The sequence below is a fragment of the Azohydromonas australica DSM 1124 genome (assembly GCF_000430725.1).
GTDB classification, from domain to species: domain Bacteria; phylum Pseudomonadota; class Gammaproteobacteria; order Burkholderiales; family Burkholderiaceae_C; genus Azohydromonas; species Azohydromonas australica.
In genome coordinates this window covers 227,977-242,568 of record NZ_AUMO01000017.1, presented here as the reverse complement: position 1 = coordinate 242,568, position 14,592 = coordinate 227,977, and the positions used below count along the sequence as shown (strand labels likewise).

Genomic DNA, 14,592 nt, shown 5'->3' with positions numbered 1-14,592 from the left:
GGATGCCGGCTTTGGCGGTGCATCACGCGAACGTGGCAAATCTGTGACTCTCCGGGGGCTGAAGCTTCTCGACCACTACATGTAGTGGTCTAATACGCGCCGCCACACCACCGGTAGTGTCCACTGTCCACCGATGACTCACCGGTTATCCACAAGTTTTTGCACATGCCCCGGTCCGCCGGGCCCCTGGAAGGGCCCGCATCGGGGTGCTGGAGAGCCTGCCAGGCCCGGTCGCAAGCCGTCGAGCTTGCGGCGGCGGCAGCTCTCCCGTTGACCAGAAGGAAAGTCCACATGAGCGCACCTGAACTGCATTCCTCCTCCGGCGCCGGCAGCGCCTTCATCGGCGAGGCCGAGGCTGTCGAAGCACCGGCGCGCGCCACCTACGAGGGCTACCAGATCATCCGGCGCAACGGGGCGGTGGTCGCCTTCACGCCCAGCAAGATCGCCGTGGCGCTGATGAAGGCCTTCCTGGCCGTGCGCGGCAGCCAGGGCGCGGCCTCGGCCAGCGTGCGCGAGACGGTGGACGGGCTCACCGAGGCCGTGGTGCGTTCGCTGCTGCGCTCGCGCCCAACCGGCGGCACCTTCCACATCGAGGACGTGCAGGACCAGGTCGAGCTGCAGCTCATGCGCAGCGGCCACCATGACGTGGCGCGTGCCTACGTGCTGTACCGCGAGCGCCATGCGCAGGAGCGCGCCCAGCGTGCAGCGGCCGCCGCAGCCGCGGCCCAGGCCGCCGCGGCCAAGCCCGTGCTGCACGTGGTCGAGGACGGCCAGCGCGTGCCGCTGGACGAGGCCAAGCTGCAGGCGCTGGTGGAGTCCGCCTGCGCGGGCCTGGGCGAGGACGTGAAGGCCGGCCCCATCCTGGCCGAGACGCGGCGCAACCTCTACGACGGCGTGCCGCTGGAGGAAGTGCACAAGGCCGCCATCCTGGCCGCGCGCACCCTCATCGAGAAGGAGCCTGCCTACACCCGCGCCACCGCGCGGCTGCTGCTGCACACGGTGCGCAAGCAGGTGCTGGGTCAGGAAGTGACGCATGAGCAGATGGCCACGCGCTACGCCGAATACTTTCCGGGCTTCGTGGCCAAGGGCGTCAAGGCCGAGCTGCTGGACGAGGCGCTGCTGGGCTTCGACCTGGCGCGGCTGGGCGCGGCGCTCAAGGCCGAGCGCGACCTGCAGTTCGACTACCTGGGCCTGCAGACCCTGGTGGACCGCTACTTCCTGCACATCGAGGAGCAGCGCATCGAGCTGCCGCAGGCCTTCTTCATGCGCGTGGCCATGGGCCTGGCGTTGGGCGAGAAGAGCGGCGACCGCGAGGCGCGCGCCATCGAGTTCTACGACGTGCTCTCCAGCTTCGACTTCATGAGCAGCACGCCCACGCTGTTCAACGCGGGCACGCGGCGCTCGCAGCTCTCCAGCTGCTACCTGACCACCGTCTCCGACGACCTGGAAGGTATCTACGAGGCGCTCAAGGAGAACGCGCTGCTGTCCAAGTTCGCCGGCGGCCTGGGCAACGACTGGACCAACGTGCGCGCGCTGGGCTCCTACATCAAGGGCACCAACGGCAAGAGCCAGGGCGTGGTGCCCTTCCTCAAGGTCGTCAACGACACGGCCGTGGCCGTGAACCAGGGCGGCAAGCGCAAGGGCGCGGTGTGCGCCTACCTGGAGACCTGGCACCTGGACATCGAGGAGTTCCTGGAGCTGCGCAAGAACACCGGCGACGACCGCCGCCGCACGCACGACATGAACACCGCGAACTGGATTCCGGACCTGTTCATGAAGCGCGTCATGGAAGGTGGTCAGTGGACGCTGTTCTCGCCCTCGAACTGCCCGGACCTGCACGACAAGTTCGGCCAGGACTTCGAGCGCGCCTACGTGGCCTACGAGTCCATGGCCGACCGCGGCGAGATCAAGCTCTTCAAGCGCATGGCCGCCAAGGACCTGTGGCGCAAGATGCTCACGATGCTGTTCGAGACCGGGCATCCCTGGATCACGTTCAAGGACGCCTGCAACGTGCGCAGCCCGCAGCAGCACGTGGGCGTGGTGCACTCCTCCAACCTGTGCACCGAGATCACGCTCAACACCGGTCCGGACGAGATCGCGGTGTGCAACCTGGGTTCGGTGAACCTGTCGCACCACCTCAAGGACGGCGGCATCGACCACGACAAGCTGCGCAAGACCGTTCGCACGGCCATGCGCATGCTCGACAACGTCATTGACATCAACTACTACGCGGTGGAGAAGGCGCGCCGCGCCAACGAGCGCCACCGCCCGGTGGGCCTGGGGGTGATGGGCTTCCAGGACGCGCTCTACCAGCTGCGCGTGCCCTATGCCAGCCAGGCGGCGGTGGAGTTCGCCGACCGCTCGATGGAGGCGCTGTGCTACTACGCCTACTGGGCCTCCACGGAGCTGGCGGCCGAGCGCGGGCGCTACTCCAGCTACGAGGGCTCGCTGTGGAGCCGCGGCGTGTTGCCGCTGGACACGCTCAAGCTGCTGGCCCAGGAGCGCGGCGGCTACATCGACGCCGACACCGCCTCCACGCTGGACTGGGACGCGCTGCGCGCGCAGATCGGCCAGCACGGCATGCGCAACAGCAACTGCGTGGCCATCGCGCCCACGGCGACCATCTCCAACATCATCGGCGTGGACGCCTCCATCGAGCCCTGCTTCGGCAACCTCTCGGTGAAGTCCAACCTCTCGGGCGAGTTCACCGTCATCAACGAGTACCTGGTGCGCGACCTCAAGGCGCTGGGCCTGTGGGACGACGTGATGCTCATGGACCTCAAGCACTTCGACGGCTCGCTCAAGCGCATCGACCGCGTGCCCGAGGAGCTCAAGCGGCTGTACGCGACTGCCTTCGAGGTCGAGACGCAGTGGCTGGTGGAAGCCGCGGCGCGGCGCCAGAAGTGGATCGACCAGGCGCAGAGCCTGAACCTCTACATGGCCGGCGCTTCGGGCAAGAAGCTCGACGAGACCTACAAGCTGGCGTGGGTGCGCGGCCTCAAGACCACGTACTACCTGCGCACGATGGCGGCCACGCACGTGGAGAAGTCCACCGTGCAGGCCGGTGCACTCAACGCCGTGTCCTCGTTGTCGGCGCCGGCCGCGGTGATGGCGCCTGCTGCCGTGTCCGCCGTGGTGGCGGAAGCCGCGGTGCCGGCCACCGACATCAAGTTCTGCGCGATCGACGATCCCGGCTGCGAGGCTTGTCAGTAAGCGCCCGATGACCTCGGTTGGATGCGATCGGCAAGCCGCTTGCTGAACTCCCTATGGTTGCAAACCGGACTTCTTGCATGAAGTCCGCCAGCATCGATGGTTCAGGGCCTCATGCAGTGCATTGCAGGGGCAACAAGTGCTTGGTGTTTGATCGCATCCCTCTCATAATTTCCACACATTAGGAAGTACACACATGCTGGTCTGGGAAGACGACGTCCAAGGCGAAGCCCGCACGCCGCAGACGACCCCAAGCAATCCCTCGCAAGGCTCCGTGCCTCCGGTGCGCAGCGCCTCCATCGCCGTCGATGCCGTGGCCGCTGAACCGTCCCCGTCCGCAGCGGCACAGGCCCTGAGCCAGCGCCGCGTTAACGTGGCCGACAAGCGCATCATCAACGGCCAGACCGACGTCAACCAGCTCGTGCCCTTCAAGTACAAGTGGGCCTGGGAGAAGTACCTCGCCACCTGCGCCAACCACTGGATGCCGCAGGAGATCAACATGTCGCGCGACATCGCGACGTGGAAGGACCCCAACGGGCTGACCGAGGACGAGCGCCGCATCATCAAGCGCAACCTGGGCTTCTTCGTCACCGCCGACTCGCTGGCGGCCAACAACATCACGCTGGGCACCTACCGCCACATCACGGCGCCGGAGTGCCGCCAATTCCTGCTGCGCCAGGCCTTCGAGGAGGCGATCCACACCCACGCCTACCAGTACATCGTGGAGTCGCTGGGCCTGGACGAAGGCGAGATCTTCAACGCCTACCACGAGGTGTCGTCCATCCGCGACAAGGACGAGTTCCTGATCCCGTTCATCGACGCGATCATGGACCCGACCTTCAAGACCGGCACCCTGGCGGCCGACCAGACGCTGCTCAAGAGCCTGATCGTCTTCGCCTGCCTGATGGAAGGCCTGTTCTTCTACGTCGGCTTCACGCAGATCCTGGCGCTGGGCCGGCAGAACAAGATGACCGGCGCGGCCGAGCAGTACCAGTACATCCTGCGCGACGAGTCGATGCACTGCAATTTCGGCATCGACCTCATCAACCAGATCAAGCTGGAGAACCCCCAGCTGTGGACGCCGGAGTTCCGCGCCGAGATCAAGGCACTGTTCCTGCAGGCCGTCGAGCTGGAGTACCGCTACGCCGAGGACACCATGCCGCGTGGCGTGCTGGGCCTCAACGCGTCCATGTTCAAGGGCTACCTGCGCTACATCGCCAACCGGCGTGCCACGCAGATCGGCCTGGAGGCGCTTTTCCCCAACGAGGACAACCCGTTCCCGTGGATGAGCGAAATGATTGACCTGAAGAAGGAGCGCAACTTTTTCGAAACCCGCGTGATCGAGTACCAGAGCGGCGGCGCGCTGAGCTGGGACTGAAGGCGGCCGCGGCGCACGCCGACGCCTGCTGTGGAGCCGATGCGCGACTCCCGCGTCGGGCGGCCCGCACGCCGGCAGCCTGCCGTCGCAGCCCGATCACCGGGACCCCACGAAGAAGCAAGCGATCAAGATCCGCGCAGGCCCAGGTGGCGACAACAGAAACGCCACCGGGCCTGCGCTCCCCCGTTCGCCGGACCGGGAACCCCTTGAGGGCAGAACACCGGACGGTGAGCAGCCGGGCCGCGGCAACGCGGCACGGCGCTTTGTCACTTGATCAAGGAGAGCGTGATGGCAACTGCGAAGAAAGCCCCGGCCAAGAAGGCCGCGGCAAAGAAGGCCCCGGCGAAGAAGGCGGTGGCCGCAACGAAGAAGGCCACTGAAGCGCCGGCCAAGAAGGCTGCCGCGAAGAAGACGACGGCCGCCGCGCCGGCCAAGAAGGCCGCCGCGAAGAAGACGACGGCTGCTGCGCCGGCCAAGAAGGCTGCGGCGAAGAAGACGACGGCCGCGGCGCCGGCCAAGAAGGCCACGGCTGCCAAGAAGGCCGCCCCGGCCAAGAAGGCCACGACGGCCACCAAGGCCGCGGCACCGGCGAAGAAGGCCCCGGCCAAGAAGGCCGCTGCCCCTGCCAAGAAGGCCGCGACGGCCACCAAGGCCGCGGCGCCGGCGAAGAAGGCCCCGGCCAAGAAGGCCGCCGCGAAGAAGGCGTCGGCCAAGAAGGCCTCGGCCGCCGGCACCACCGGCACCGCAGCAGCGTCGGCCAAGACCGCGCTGAGCCCTGCCGCCGCCTGGCCCTTCCCGACGGGCGAGAAGCCCTGAGCCGTCGCGCCGCGACCGCGGCGCGTGTGTGTAGCGGCCCGCAGGCCTCACGGCCTGGCGGGCCGTGTCATTTCCGTGGGTGGGTCTTGCGGGGCGCCGGCCGGCGTGCCGGCGTACGCCCCGGGCCTCAGCCCTCGATGCGCTCGACGCGGTGGTTCTGCGGGCCCGCCTGCGCGATCTTGAGCGCACCCATGCGGTTGCCCAGCTCCACGCAGCGCGCCAGCGGCCAGCCGCGCTCCAGCCCGTACAGCAGGCCGCCGCGGAAGGCATCGCCGCAGCCCGTGGGATCGACCACCTGCGCGGCCTCCACACCCGGCACCAGCGTGCGCTCGCCCTGCACCCACAGCTCGCAGCCCTGCGCGCCCAGCGTCACGATCACGCCCTTGAGGTGCGGACGGCTCGAGATCTGCTCCAGGCTCTCGCCCGTGCGCTCGCACAGCATGCGGGCCTCGTAGTCATTGACTGCCACCCAGGTCGCCTGCGCGATGAAGCCGCGCAGCGCCTCGCCGTCGAACATGGGCAGGCCCTGGCCCGGATCGAACACGAAGGGGATGCCGCGCTCGTGCAACTGCGCGGCGTGGCGCAGCATGGCCTCGCGTCCATCGGGTGCCACGATGGCCAGCGCCAGGTCGTCGCGCGCGGGCACGTCAATCAGGTGCGCCTGCTGCATCGCGCCGGGGTGGAAGGCGGTGATCTGGTTGTTGTCGGTGTCCGTGATGATCATCGCCTGCGCCGTGTAGCTCTCGGCCTCCACGCGCACGCTGGAGCTGTCGATGCCCAGGTCCTGCAGGCGCTGCAGGTACGGGCCGCCGTCGTTGCCCAGCGCCGCGGCCACCACCGGCTCGCCGCCCAGCGCCTTGAGCGTGTAGGCGATGTTGCCCGCGCAGCCGCCGAACTCGCGCCGCAGCGTCGGCACCAGGAAGGACACGTTCAGGATGTGCACCTGCTCGGGCAGGATCTGCTGCGCGAAGCGTCCATGGAAGGTCGTGATGGTGTCGAAGGCCAGCGAGCCGCAGACGAGAACGGGCATGGGGGAGTCCGTGAGGTTCAGGGATAGAAGAGTTCGACCGAGTAGCCCGCCACGGGCTGGTCGCCCACGTCCAGCACCGCCTGCAGCGGTATTTCCTGGGCGGGGGGGATGGCGACCACCGTGGCGCCGAGCTCGCGGGCACGCAGCACCTTGCGCACCAGCAGCACGCCTTGTGCGTCGGTGAGCCGCAGCTCGACCGCGGGCCAGCGCAGGGTCTGGGTGTCGCGGTTGCGCAGCACCAAGGACAGTCGGTAGCGCTGCTCGCTGCCCGACAGCCGCGACAGCGCGCTGCTCTCCACCGCCAGTGCGGCCAGATGCCGCGGCGCGGCCTCGGCGTTGCAGCGCATGAGCACGCACAGCGGCTGCATGAAGGGACGCAGGCCCGGGAAGCGCGTGCTCAGCGCCGGGCGCGCAATGATCAGCGCCTGCAGCAGCGCCACCAGCACCAGCACCGTGGCCGCGGCGGTCCACCAGGTGCGCCGGGTGTCGGTGACCTGCGCAGCCGGCGCGGGCGCCTGCATGAAGGAGGGCGCCGCCGTGGCCGTGTCCATGAAGGCGGACGGTGCCGCGTCGTCCGCCAGCACCGAGTTCAGGTCGGGCGGCGTGCCGACGGTGGATGCACGCACATCCGTCTCCCGGGGGACCGGCGCTGGCGCCGGTGCGGGGCTCGGCGGCTGTGCGGGTGCTGCAGCGGGCGTTGCCGGCGGTACGGGCGCGGCCGGACGCGGTGTCGTCGTCGCGGGCGGCGCGGCGGTCTCGCGGGGCAGGGGACTGGGCGCGGGCACTGCCGCTGCCGGCGCGGGCGTGCCGCCGCCCGGCGGCATCGAGGCCGGCGTGGGCTCGGCGCGGCGGTACAGCGACGACACCGGCGGCGGATTGCGGTCCAGCGGCGCGCCCGTTCGGGCCGATGCGGGGGTGGTGCCAGCCGGCGCGGGCGGCATCGCCACCAGCGCCTGCAGCGCGTTGAACACCTCGCCGCACTGGCCGCAACGCGCCCAGCCGCCCGAAGCCTGCAACTGCTGCGGCTGCACACGGAAGACCGTGCGGCAGCTGGGACAGCGCGCGGCCTGGCTCATGGCCGGCTCAGCCCTGGTCGGCCAGGCGTGCCGTCATCAGCACCCAGCCATCCTCGGCATCGCTGACCTGCAGCTCGCACCACGGTGCGTAGGCCGCCTTCAGCTCGTCGGCCTGGCGCTCCAGGATGCCGGCCAGCACCAGGTCGCCGCCCGGGGCCACGTGTCCGGCCAGCAGCGGGGCCAGCAGCTTCAGCGGCGTGGCCAGGATGTTGGCCAGCACCAGCGGGTACTGTTCCTGCGCCAGCTCCGGCAGCCCGGCGCGAAGCGTCACGCCGTTGGCCTGCGCGTTGTCCAGCGTGGACTGCACCGCCGCGGGGTCGATGTCCACGGCATCGATCTCCCGGGCGCCGTGCAGTGCCGCGCCGATGGCCAGGATCCCCGAGCCGCAGCCGTAGTCGAGCACGCGCTGCCAGCGCGCGCGGCGCTCGGCGTCCTGCCGCGCGATCCAGCGCAGGCACATGCGCGTGGTCGGGTGCGTGCCGGTGCCGAACGCCAGGCCCGGATCGAGCCGGATCACCTGCTGCGCCTGCTGCGGCGTCTCATGCCAGCTCGGCACGATCCAGAACGCGGGCGTGATCTCCACCGGCGCGAACTGCGACTGCGTCAAGCGCACCCAGTCCTGGTCCGCCACCTCCTGCAGCGACTGCACCTGCAGCTCGCTGGCCCATTCCTGCGCCAGCAGCAGCGTGGCGGCCTCGGTGGCTTGCGCCTCCTGGGCGAACAGCGCCTTGAGCGTCGAGCGCTGCCAGCCGCTCTTGGGCGCGGGCATGCCCGGCTCGCCAAAGAGCGCCTGCTCGGCCTCGGTGTTGACGTCGGCGTCTTCCACCGACACCGACAGCGCCTCCAGCTCTTCCATCAGCGCCTCGGACACTGGCTCCACCAGCGTCTCCGGCGCGCGCAGCACCAGCTCGAACATGGACAGCTCCTTTACCGCTTGCGCTGCGCCAGCCAGCCTTCCAGGTAGTGGATGCTGGTGCCGCCTTCAATGAAGTTGGCGTCCACCATCAGCTCGCGGTGCAGCGGGATGTTGGTCTGGATGCCTTCGATCACGGTCTCGTCCAGCGCGGTGCGCATGCGCGCCAGCGCCTGCTCGCGCGAGTCGCCGTAGACGATGATCTTGCCGATCATCGAGTCGTAGTGCGGCGGCACGAAGTAGTTGGTGTAGGCGTGCGAGTCCACGCGCACGCCCGGGCCGCCGGGCGGATGCCACATGGTGATGCGCCCCGGCGAGGGCGTGAACTTGTACGGGTCCTCGGCGTTGATGCGGCACTCGATGGCATGGCCGCGCGTCTGCACCTGGCGCTGCGTGAACGGCAGCTTCTCGCCGGCGGCCACGCGGATCTGCATCTGCACGATGTCGATGCCCGACACCAGCTCCGTCACCGGATGCTCCACCTGCACGCGCGTGTTCATCTCGATGAAGTAGAACTCGCCGTTCTCGTACAGGAACTCGAAGGTGCCCGCGCCGCGGTAGCCGATCTTCTTGCACGCGGCGGCGCAGCGGTCGCCCACGCGGTCGATGAGGCGACGCGGAATGCCCGGCGCCGGCGCCTCCTCGATGATCTTCTGGTGCCGGCGCTGCATCGAGCAGTCGCGCTCGCCCAGCCACACGGCGTTCTTGTGCTCGTCGGCCAGTATCTGGATCTCGACGTGCCTGGGGTTCTCCAGGAACTTCTCCATGTACACGGCCGGGTTGCCGAAAGCCGCGCCCGCTTCCTGGCGCGTGGTCTGCACGGCGTGGATCAGCGCTGCTTCGGTATGCACCACGCGCATGCCGCGCCCGCCGCCACCACCGGCGGCCTTGATGATGACCGGGTAACCGATGGCGCGCGCGATGCGGATGATCTCCTTCGGGTCCTCGGGCAGCGCGCCCTCGGAGCCCGGCACGCAGGGCACGCCGGACTTGATCATGGCCTGCTTGGCCGCCACCTTGTCGCCCATGATGCGGATCGACTCGGGCGTGGGGCCGATGAAGGTGAAGCCGCTCTTTTCCACGCGCTCGGCGAAGTTGGCGTTCTCCGACAGGAAGCCGTAGCCGGGGTGGATGGCCTCGGCATCCGTCACCTCCGCGGTGGAGATGATGGCGGGCATGTTGAGGTAGCTCTGCGCCGAAGGCGCCGGGCCGATGCACACCGCCTCGTCGGCCAGGCGCACGTACTTGGCGTCGCGGTCGGCCTCCGAATACACCACCACCGACTTCACGCCCAGCTCGCGGCAGGCGCGCTGGATGCGCAGGGCAATCTCGCCGCGGTTGGCGATCAATATCTTCTTGAACATGCTGCTTTCTCTGCAGCCGCCGCGCGCCCGGAGAGGGCTGTCGCGGCGGGGGCTTGTCCCAATTTCCGTTTGCCCTGAGCTCGTCGAAGGGCTTGCAGGCCGGCCAGGCCTCAGGGCTTCGACAGGCTCAGCCCGAACGGTAACTTTCCAGTCCGGGCCGCAGGGGCCGGATCACTCGATGACGAACAGCGGCTGGCCGTATTCCACCGCCTGGCCGTTCTCGCACAGCACCTGCGTGATGGTGCCGGTCTTGTCGGCCTCGATCTCGTTCATGATCTTCATGGCCTCGATGATGCAGATCGTCTCGCCTTCCTTGACGGCCTGGCCGACGTCCGCGAACGGCTTGCCGCCCGGGGTGGAAGCGCGGTAGAGCGTGCCCACCATGGGCGACTTCACCACGTGGCCCGTGATGGCCGCCGGCGCTGCGGCGGCCTGGGGCGCTGCCGCCGGCTGCGCTGCCACGGGCGCCAGCTGCGCTGGGGCCATTTGCAGCACCGGGGCCGGCGCCGCCACGCCCGCCGCTGCCATCGCGGCGGCGGCCGGGTCGGCCTTGACGATGCGGACCTTGCCATCGGCCTCCGTGATCTCCAGCTCGGAGATGTTCGATTCCGACACGAGGTCGATCAAGGTCTTGAGCTTGCGCAGGTCCATCAGCTTCTCCAGGGCCTTCGGTGGCAGCCGCAAACTCCTCACGGCTGCTGCACCTTTTCAATGCGTTGGTACACGTCCTCAACGTCCGGCAACTGCCGTCTTCACGGCGGCCAGGCAGCTTGCAAAAAGTAACAGCTTCCCGGATGCCGGACGTCGTTTTTGGTGCGGGTTGAACCCACCCCAAAAATGCAAAGGGCCGAACTTTACGCGTTTTGCATGCGGTTGCCGACGCGTTCGCAAAAAATCGGCCTACCGACTTGTTGAGCAGGCTCAACAATCGGTTACGCCCAAAGACACTCTCTGTTACGTTCGCAGTCGGGCCGGCTCAGGGTTTTACCCGAGATCGGCCACCCAGCGCGAGAGCTCTTCGCGAGTCGTCTCGCCGCTGTGCTGCTTGCGCAAGTTGCCGCCAGCATCCAGCAGCGCGCTGAAGGGCAGTACGCCGGCCTGGTTGCCGAGCTGGCGCATCAGCTCGCTACCGGCCAAGCCCGCCAGCACGATGTCGTAGCTCACGGGACGGTGTTGCAGGAAATCGCGCACCGGCGCCGCACCGTCGATGGCCACGCCCAGCACGCGGCCGCCGCGCTGGGCGAAGTCACGGCTGAAGTGGTCAAGCTCGGGCATTTCCTTGACGCAGGGCGGGCACCAGGTGGCCCAGAAGTTCAGCAGCAGCGGTTGGCCGCGCAGTGTGGACAGCGCCAGGCTGCCCCCTTGCGGACGCTCCAGCTGCAGCGTCCACACGGCCTGCGGCACCGGCTGGCCGCGCGGTTGCATGCGCCACCAGGCCAGGCCCGCGCCGCCCGCGGCCGCCACGGCGGCCGTGGTGAGCCAGAGGCGGCGCCTCATGCCGCGTCGTCCTGTGCTTCCAGCAGCCGGCGCAGCGCCGCGGTGTCGCCGCGCAGCGTGCGGCCCGTGGCATCGGGCTTGAGCGCGCCGCGCAGCTCGTCATGGTCGCGAATGTGCAGGAAAATGGTGACAACTTCGCCCAACTCCTCGCTGCGGCTGCCGACGCTGAGCACGTCGTAAGGGTCCTGGCCCGAGCCGCGGGACTGCTGGCCCACCAGCTCGTAGTCGATGCCCTGGTTCAGCAAGCCGATCTCGGCCGACTTGGGGTCGTCGCAGTACAGGTCCAGGTGCACGCTGGACAGCCGCGTGGCCGTGCCGCGCCAGGCCGCGCCTGCCAGGTGCGGGCGAAACTCCGCCAGCCGCTGCATCCAGCGCAGCGCCAGCCGGCGCAGCGCCGCCAGCTCGCCGGGCTGGGTGTCGGCGCAGAAAATCTGCAGGTACTCGCGCACCTGTTCCTCCACCGCCTCGTTGCTGGGCAGCTCGGTGCTGCGCCCGCGGCCCAGGTCGCGCGCGGCGCGCTTCTTGGCCGGCCCGTATTCCATGCCTTCCTCGACCACCAGCCTTGCGGCGGCGGCGGCGAGTTCGGCGCTCTGTGCTGTAGCCATGTGGTCCATTCTAGGAAGCCGGGCCCGGCCTCCGTACCAACCCTGATACTGCAGCGCCCATGGGGCGGGCTCGTCCCGGGGACGCGGCCGGGCCGGGCGGCAACGCCGGCGGCCTCAGGGCAGCTGCACCGCGCCGGCGCGCGCGGCGATGGTGGCGGCGCGCGAGACCAGGTACGGCGAGGCCGGCCGCTGCTCGAAGCGCTTGGGCGCCGGCAGCATCACCGCCAGCCGTGCCGCCGAGGCCAGATTCAAATTGGCCGCGTCCACGCGGAAGTAGTGCCGCGCCGCGGCTTGTGCGCCGAACACGCCCTCGCCCCATTCGACGTGGTTGAGGTAGATCTCCAGGATGCGGCGCTTGTCCAGCAGCGCCTCCAGCGTGAGCGTGATGAAGAGTTCCTGCCCCTTGCGCACCAGCGTGCGCTCGCCATCCAGGAACAGGTTCTTCGCCAGCTGCTGCGTGATGGTGGAGCCGCCGATGACCTTGGGCGCCGCCGCCGGCGGCGGCTCGCGCCCGCGCGCGGCGGCGCGCCGGCTGGCCTGCTCGTTGAGCCTTTCCACGCGCGCCTGCGCGCGCTGGTTCTTGTTCCAGGCGCCCTCGATCGCATCCCACTCCACGCCGCCGTGCTGGTTGAAGCCCGCATCCTCGCTGGCGATCACGGCGCGCTTGAGGTGCGGCGAGATGCGTTCGCCGTCCACCCACTGCTGCGCCCAGGCGATGCGGCCGTCCTCGCGCAGCAGCCGCCAGGCCTCGCTGCGCTCGAAGGTGGTGGAGGCTGGAGCGACCCAGCGCATCAGCGCGATGCGCCCGACGAAGTAGAGCTGCAGCGCCAGCACGCAGATCGCCAGCAGCGCCAGCAGCCGCGCCGCCTGGCGCAGCACGCCGCGCGCCTTGCCGGCCTGGACTGCACGGACCGGTGAGACCGCTCCCATCGGCTGCCGGCCCACTCAGCCCTTGAGCGCGCGCAGCGCCGCCATCACCGGGGCCGTGTCGGGACGCACGCCGCGCCAGAGCTCGAAGGCCTCCGCGGCCTGCTCCACCAGCATGCCCAGGCCGTCGCGCGGCTCGGCACCGTGCTGGCGCGCCCAGTCCATGAAGGGCTGCGCCTTGGGGCCGTACATCAGGTCCACGGCCAGGGTGCCCGGACGCAGCACCGTCTCCGGCACGGGGGAGGGCGCGGCGCCCTCCAGGCTGCTGGCGCTGGCGTTGATCACCACGTCGAAGCCCGCGCCCGGCGCCTGCATCAAGGCCGTGTGCAGCCGCACGCCGCTCTCCCGCGCCAGCTCGGTGTGGCGCAGCACCAGGTCCTGCGCGCGCTCGTCCGTGCGGTTGACCACCACCAGCTCCGCCGGCGCCGCCTGCAGCAGCGGGCCCAGCACGCCCGCGCCCGCGCCGCCCGCGCCCACCAGCAGCACGCGCTGGCCCGCCAGCGGGCGGCCGGCGCCGGTCTCGATGTCGCGCACCAGGCCCACGCCGTCGCTGTTGTCGGCCTGGATCTGCTCGCCGTCGAAGGTGAGCACGTTGGCCGCCTGCGCCAGCTCCGCGCGCGCGCTGCGCCGCGTGGCCAGACGCAGCGCCTCGAACTTGAACGGCACCGTCACGTTGGCGCCGCGCCCGCCGCCGGCGACGAAGGCGCGCAGCACGGCCTCGAAGCCGTCCAGCGGCGCCCACAGCCGGGTGTAGGCCAGGCGCTGCCCGGTCTGCTCGGCGAAGGCCTGGTGGATCTGTGGCGACAGGCTGTGCTGCACGGGGTGGCCGAAGACGGCGTAGCGGTCGAGGTCGGTCATGGGACGGGATGGAAAAGGGGTTCTTCAGTTCAGGGCGTGCCGCTACCGCCCAGCGGGATGGCTTCCACGCCTTCCTCGCGCGTGAAGCGGAAGCGCGCGGTGATGACGAGCAGGTCGGCCAGCGTGCGCAGCTCGGGGCCGAAGTTGCCGTAGGGCGCGGCAGCCTGGACGATGGCCTGGGCGCGGCGGTCCAGCAGCGGCTGGCCCGAGGGCTTGAGCACCTCCATCCCCAGCACGCGGCCCTGGGTGTCCACGGTGATGCCCATGGTCAGCTCGCCGTAGAGCTTCTTGCCCTGCACGTGCGGGAAGTCCTGAGTGCCACGGGCCTCGATGCGCCGGCGCAGCGCGTCGTAGTAGCGCGCATAGGGCACCTCGCGCGTGGCGGGACTGACGTAGCGCTTGCGCGGCCGGGCGTTTTCCTCGTTCACGCGGCGCTCGATCTCGGCGAGCTGGCGCAGCAGCCGGCGCCGGCGTTCCTCCAGCTCCTGCGCCTTGGGCTGGCCCTGGTCGCGCTGCGGATCGGGCGGCGGCAGCTGCTGCACCTCCGCGCGCAGTTGCGCCAGGAACTGCTGCTGCTGCGCCTGCAGCTGCTCGATCTGGCGCTGCGCGTCCTCGCTGGCGTCGCCGTGCGCCTCGATGGTGGAGGCGGGCAGCGGCGAAGTGGCGCGCCCGGCCTCGGCATCGCCACCGCCACCGCCGGCCAGGTGGTGCTGCGCCAGCGCCTGCGTCTGCGAGCGCTTGGGCGGTATCTGTGCCTGGGCGTTGACCAGCACCACTTCCAGCGGCGCGTCCTGGAACATGCGCGCGAACGCCTGCGGATCGGCCACGCGCACCGCCAGCAGCCCGGCATGCAGCGCCAGCGACAGCCCCAGCGCCCACTGCAGCGGGCTCAGTGCCGGCCATCGCAGGGCGCGCATG

The 14,592-nt window shown here is 69.8% G+C and carries 13 protein-coding genes; 3 read left to right on the top strand and 10 right to left on the bottom strand.

The genetic code is table 11. The annotated features are described in order from the left end of the window. Nucleotides 1-291 precede the first annotated feature (291 nt). From H537_RS0101135 to H537_RS50515, 3 genes are all read left to right on the top strand, one after another. Nucleotides 292-3,213 carry a ribonucleoside-diphosphate reductase subunit alpha gene (locus tag H537_RS0101135; RefSeq protein WP_028996446.1) on the top strand — a complete coding sequence of 974 codons (2,922 nt, stop codon included), beginning with the start codon at nt 292-294 and terminating at the stop codon, nt 3,211-3,213. A gap of 193 nt (nt 3,214-3,406) precedes the next feature. Beyond that, nucleotides 3,407-4,588, top strand: a complete 1,182-nt coding sequence (locus H537_RS0101130; protein ID WP_028996445.1) for a ribonucleotide-diphosphate reductase subunit beta — start codon at nt 3,407-3,409, stop codon at nt 4,586-4,588. 288 nt (nt 4,589-4,876) lie between these two features. After that, the gene (locus tag H537_RS50515) at nt 4,877-5,404 is read left to right on the top strand and encodes a hypothetical protein (protein ID WP_043457994.1); all 528 of its coding nucleotides are present in this window, start codon (nt 4,877-4,879) and stop codon (nt 5,402-5,404) included. Nucleotides 5,405-5,531: 127 nt separating this feature from the next. Here H537_RS50515 and H537_RS0101120 read toward each other — a convergent pair whose 3' ends face one another. From H537_RS0101120 to H537_RS0101075, 10 genes are all read right to left on the bottom strand, one after another. After that, nucleotides 5,532-6,434, bottom strand: a complete 903-nt coding sequence (locus H537_RS0101120; protein WP_028996444.1) for a carbohydrate kinase family protein — start codon at nt 6,432-6,434, stop codon at nt 5,532-5,534. A gap of 17 nt (nt 6,435-6,451) precedes the next feature. After that, nucleotides 6,452-7,510 carry a zinc-ribbon and DUF3426 domain-containing protein gene (locus tag H537_RS0101115; protein WP_028996443.1) on the bottom strand — a complete coding sequence of 353 codons (1,059 nt, stop codon included), beginning with the start codon at nt 7,508-7,510 and terminating at the stop codon, nt 6,452-6,454. A gap of 7 nt (nt 7,511-7,517) precedes the next feature. Further along, entirely contained in the window at nt 7,518-8,426 is a 909-nt protein-coding gene (prmA, locus tag H537_RS0101110; RefSeq protein ID WP_028996442.1) for a 50S ribosomal protein L11 methyltransferase, read from the bottom strand. 11 nt (nt 8,427-8,437) lie between these two features. Beyond that, nucleotides 8,438-9,787 (bottom strand): acetyl-CoA carboxylase biotin carboxylase subunit, encoded by a 1,350-nt coding sequence (accC, locus tag H537_RS0101105; protein ID WP_028996441.1) that lies wholly within the window; start codon nt 9,785-9,787, stop codon nt 8,438-8,440. A 171-nt stretch (nt 9,788-9,958) separates the two neighbouring features. Next, nucleotides 9,959-10,438, bottom strand: a complete 480-nt coding sequence (gene accB, locus H537_RS0101100) for an acetyl-CoA carboxylase biotin carboxyl carrier protein (RefSeq protein ID WP_028996440.1) — start codon at nt 10,436-10,438, stop codon at nt 9,959-9,961. A gap of 333 nt (nt 10,439-10,771) precedes the next feature. Further along, nucleotides 10,772-11,284 (bottom strand): TlpA family protein disulfide reductase, encoded by a 513-nt coding sequence (locus tag H537_RS40345; RefSeq protein WP_043457956.1) that lies wholly within the window; start codon nt 11,282-11,284, stop codon nt 10,772-10,774. Next, nucleotides 11,281-11,889 carry a hypothetical protein gene (locus tag H537_RS0101090; protein ID WP_028996439.1) on the bottom strand — a complete coding sequence of 203 codons (609 nt, stop codon included), beginning with the start codon at nt 11,887-11,889 and terminating at the stop codon, nt 11,281-11,283. Before H537_RS0101090 ends, H537_RS40345 begins: the two co-directional genes overlap by 4 nt. A gap of 114 nt (nt 11,890-12,003) precedes the next feature. Next, complete coding sequence (locus H537_RS0101085) at nt 12,004-12,819, bottom strand: transglycosylase domain-containing protein (protein ID WP_211234950.1); 816 nt, start codon at nt 12,817-12,819, stop codon at nt 12,004-12,006. 15 nt (nt 12,820-12,834) lie between these two features. Continuing rightward, nucleotides 12,835-13,674 (bottom strand): shikimate dehydrogenase, encoded by an 840-nt coding sequence (gene aroE, locus H537_RS0101080; RefSeq protein ID WP_028996437.1) that lies wholly within the window; start codon nt 13,672-13,674, stop codon nt 12,835-12,837. 29 nt (nt 13,675-13,703) lie between these two features. Beyond that, complete coding sequence (locus H537_RS0101075) at nt 13,704-14,591, bottom strand: energy transducer TonB family protein (RefSeq protein ID WP_156901261.1); 888 nt, start codon at nt 14,589-14,591, stop codon at nt 13,704-13,706. Nucleotide 14,592 lies beyond the last annotated feature (1 nt).

What these genes read in the sequence shown, in the direction of transcription:
- H537_RS0101135 (WP_028996446.1), top strand. Translation starts at nt 292, where the DNA reads ATGAGCGCACCTGAACTGCATTCCTCCTCCGGCGCCGGCAGCGCCTTC.
- H537_RS0101130 (WP_028996445.1), top strand. Translation starts at nt 3,407, where the DNA reads ATGCTGGTCTGGGAAGACGACGTCCAAGGCGAAGCCCGCACGCCGCAG.
- H537_RS50515 (WP_043457994.1), top strand. Translation starts at nt 4,877, where the DNA reads ATGGCAACTGCGAAGAAAGCCCCGGCCAAGAAGGCCGCGGCAAAGAAG.
- H537_RS0101120 (WP_028996444.1), bottom strand. Translation starts at nt 6,434, where the DNA reads ATGCCCGTTCTCGTCTGCGGCTCGCTGGCCTTCGACACCATCACGACC.
- H537_RS0101115 (WP_028996443.1), bottom strand. Translation starts at nt 7,510, where the DNA reads ATGAGCCAGGCCGCGCGCTGTCCCAGCTGCCGCACGGTCTTCCGTGTG.
- prmA (WP_028996442.1), bottom strand. Translation starts at nt 8,426, where the DNA reads ATGTTCGAGCTGGTGCTGCGCGCGCCGGAGACGCTGGTGGAGCCAGTG.
- accC (WP_028996441.1), bottom strand. Translation starts at nt 9,787, where the DNA reads ATGTTCAAGAAGATATTGATCGCCAACCGCGGCGAGATTGCCCTGCGC.
- accB (WP_028996440.1), bottom strand. Translation starts at nt 10,438, where the DNA reads ATGGACCTGCGCAAGCTCAAGACCTTGATCGACCTCGTGTCGGAATCG.
- H537_RS40345 (WP_043457956.1), bottom strand. Translation starts at nt 11,284, where the DNA reads ATGAGGCGCCGCCTCTGGCTCACCACGGCCGCCGTGGCGGCCGCGGGC.
- H537_RS0101090 (WP_028996439.1), bottom strand. Translation starts at nt 11,889, where the DNA reads ATGGCTACAGCACAGAGCGCCGAACTCGCCGCCGCCGCCGCAAGGCTG.
- H537_RS0101085 (WP_211234950.1), bottom strand. Translation starts at nt 12,819, where the DNA reads ATGGGAGCGGTCTCACCGGTCCGTGCAGTCCAGGCCGGCAAGGCGCGC.
- aroE (WP_028996437.1), bottom strand. Translation starts at nt 13,674, where the DNA reads ATGACCGACCTCGACCGCTACGCCGTCTTCGGCCACCCCGTGCAGCAC.
- H537_RS0101075 (WP_156901261.1), bottom strand. Translation starts at nt 14,591, where the DNA reads ATGCGCGCCCTGCGATGGCCGGCACTGAGCCCGCTGCAGTGGGCGCTG.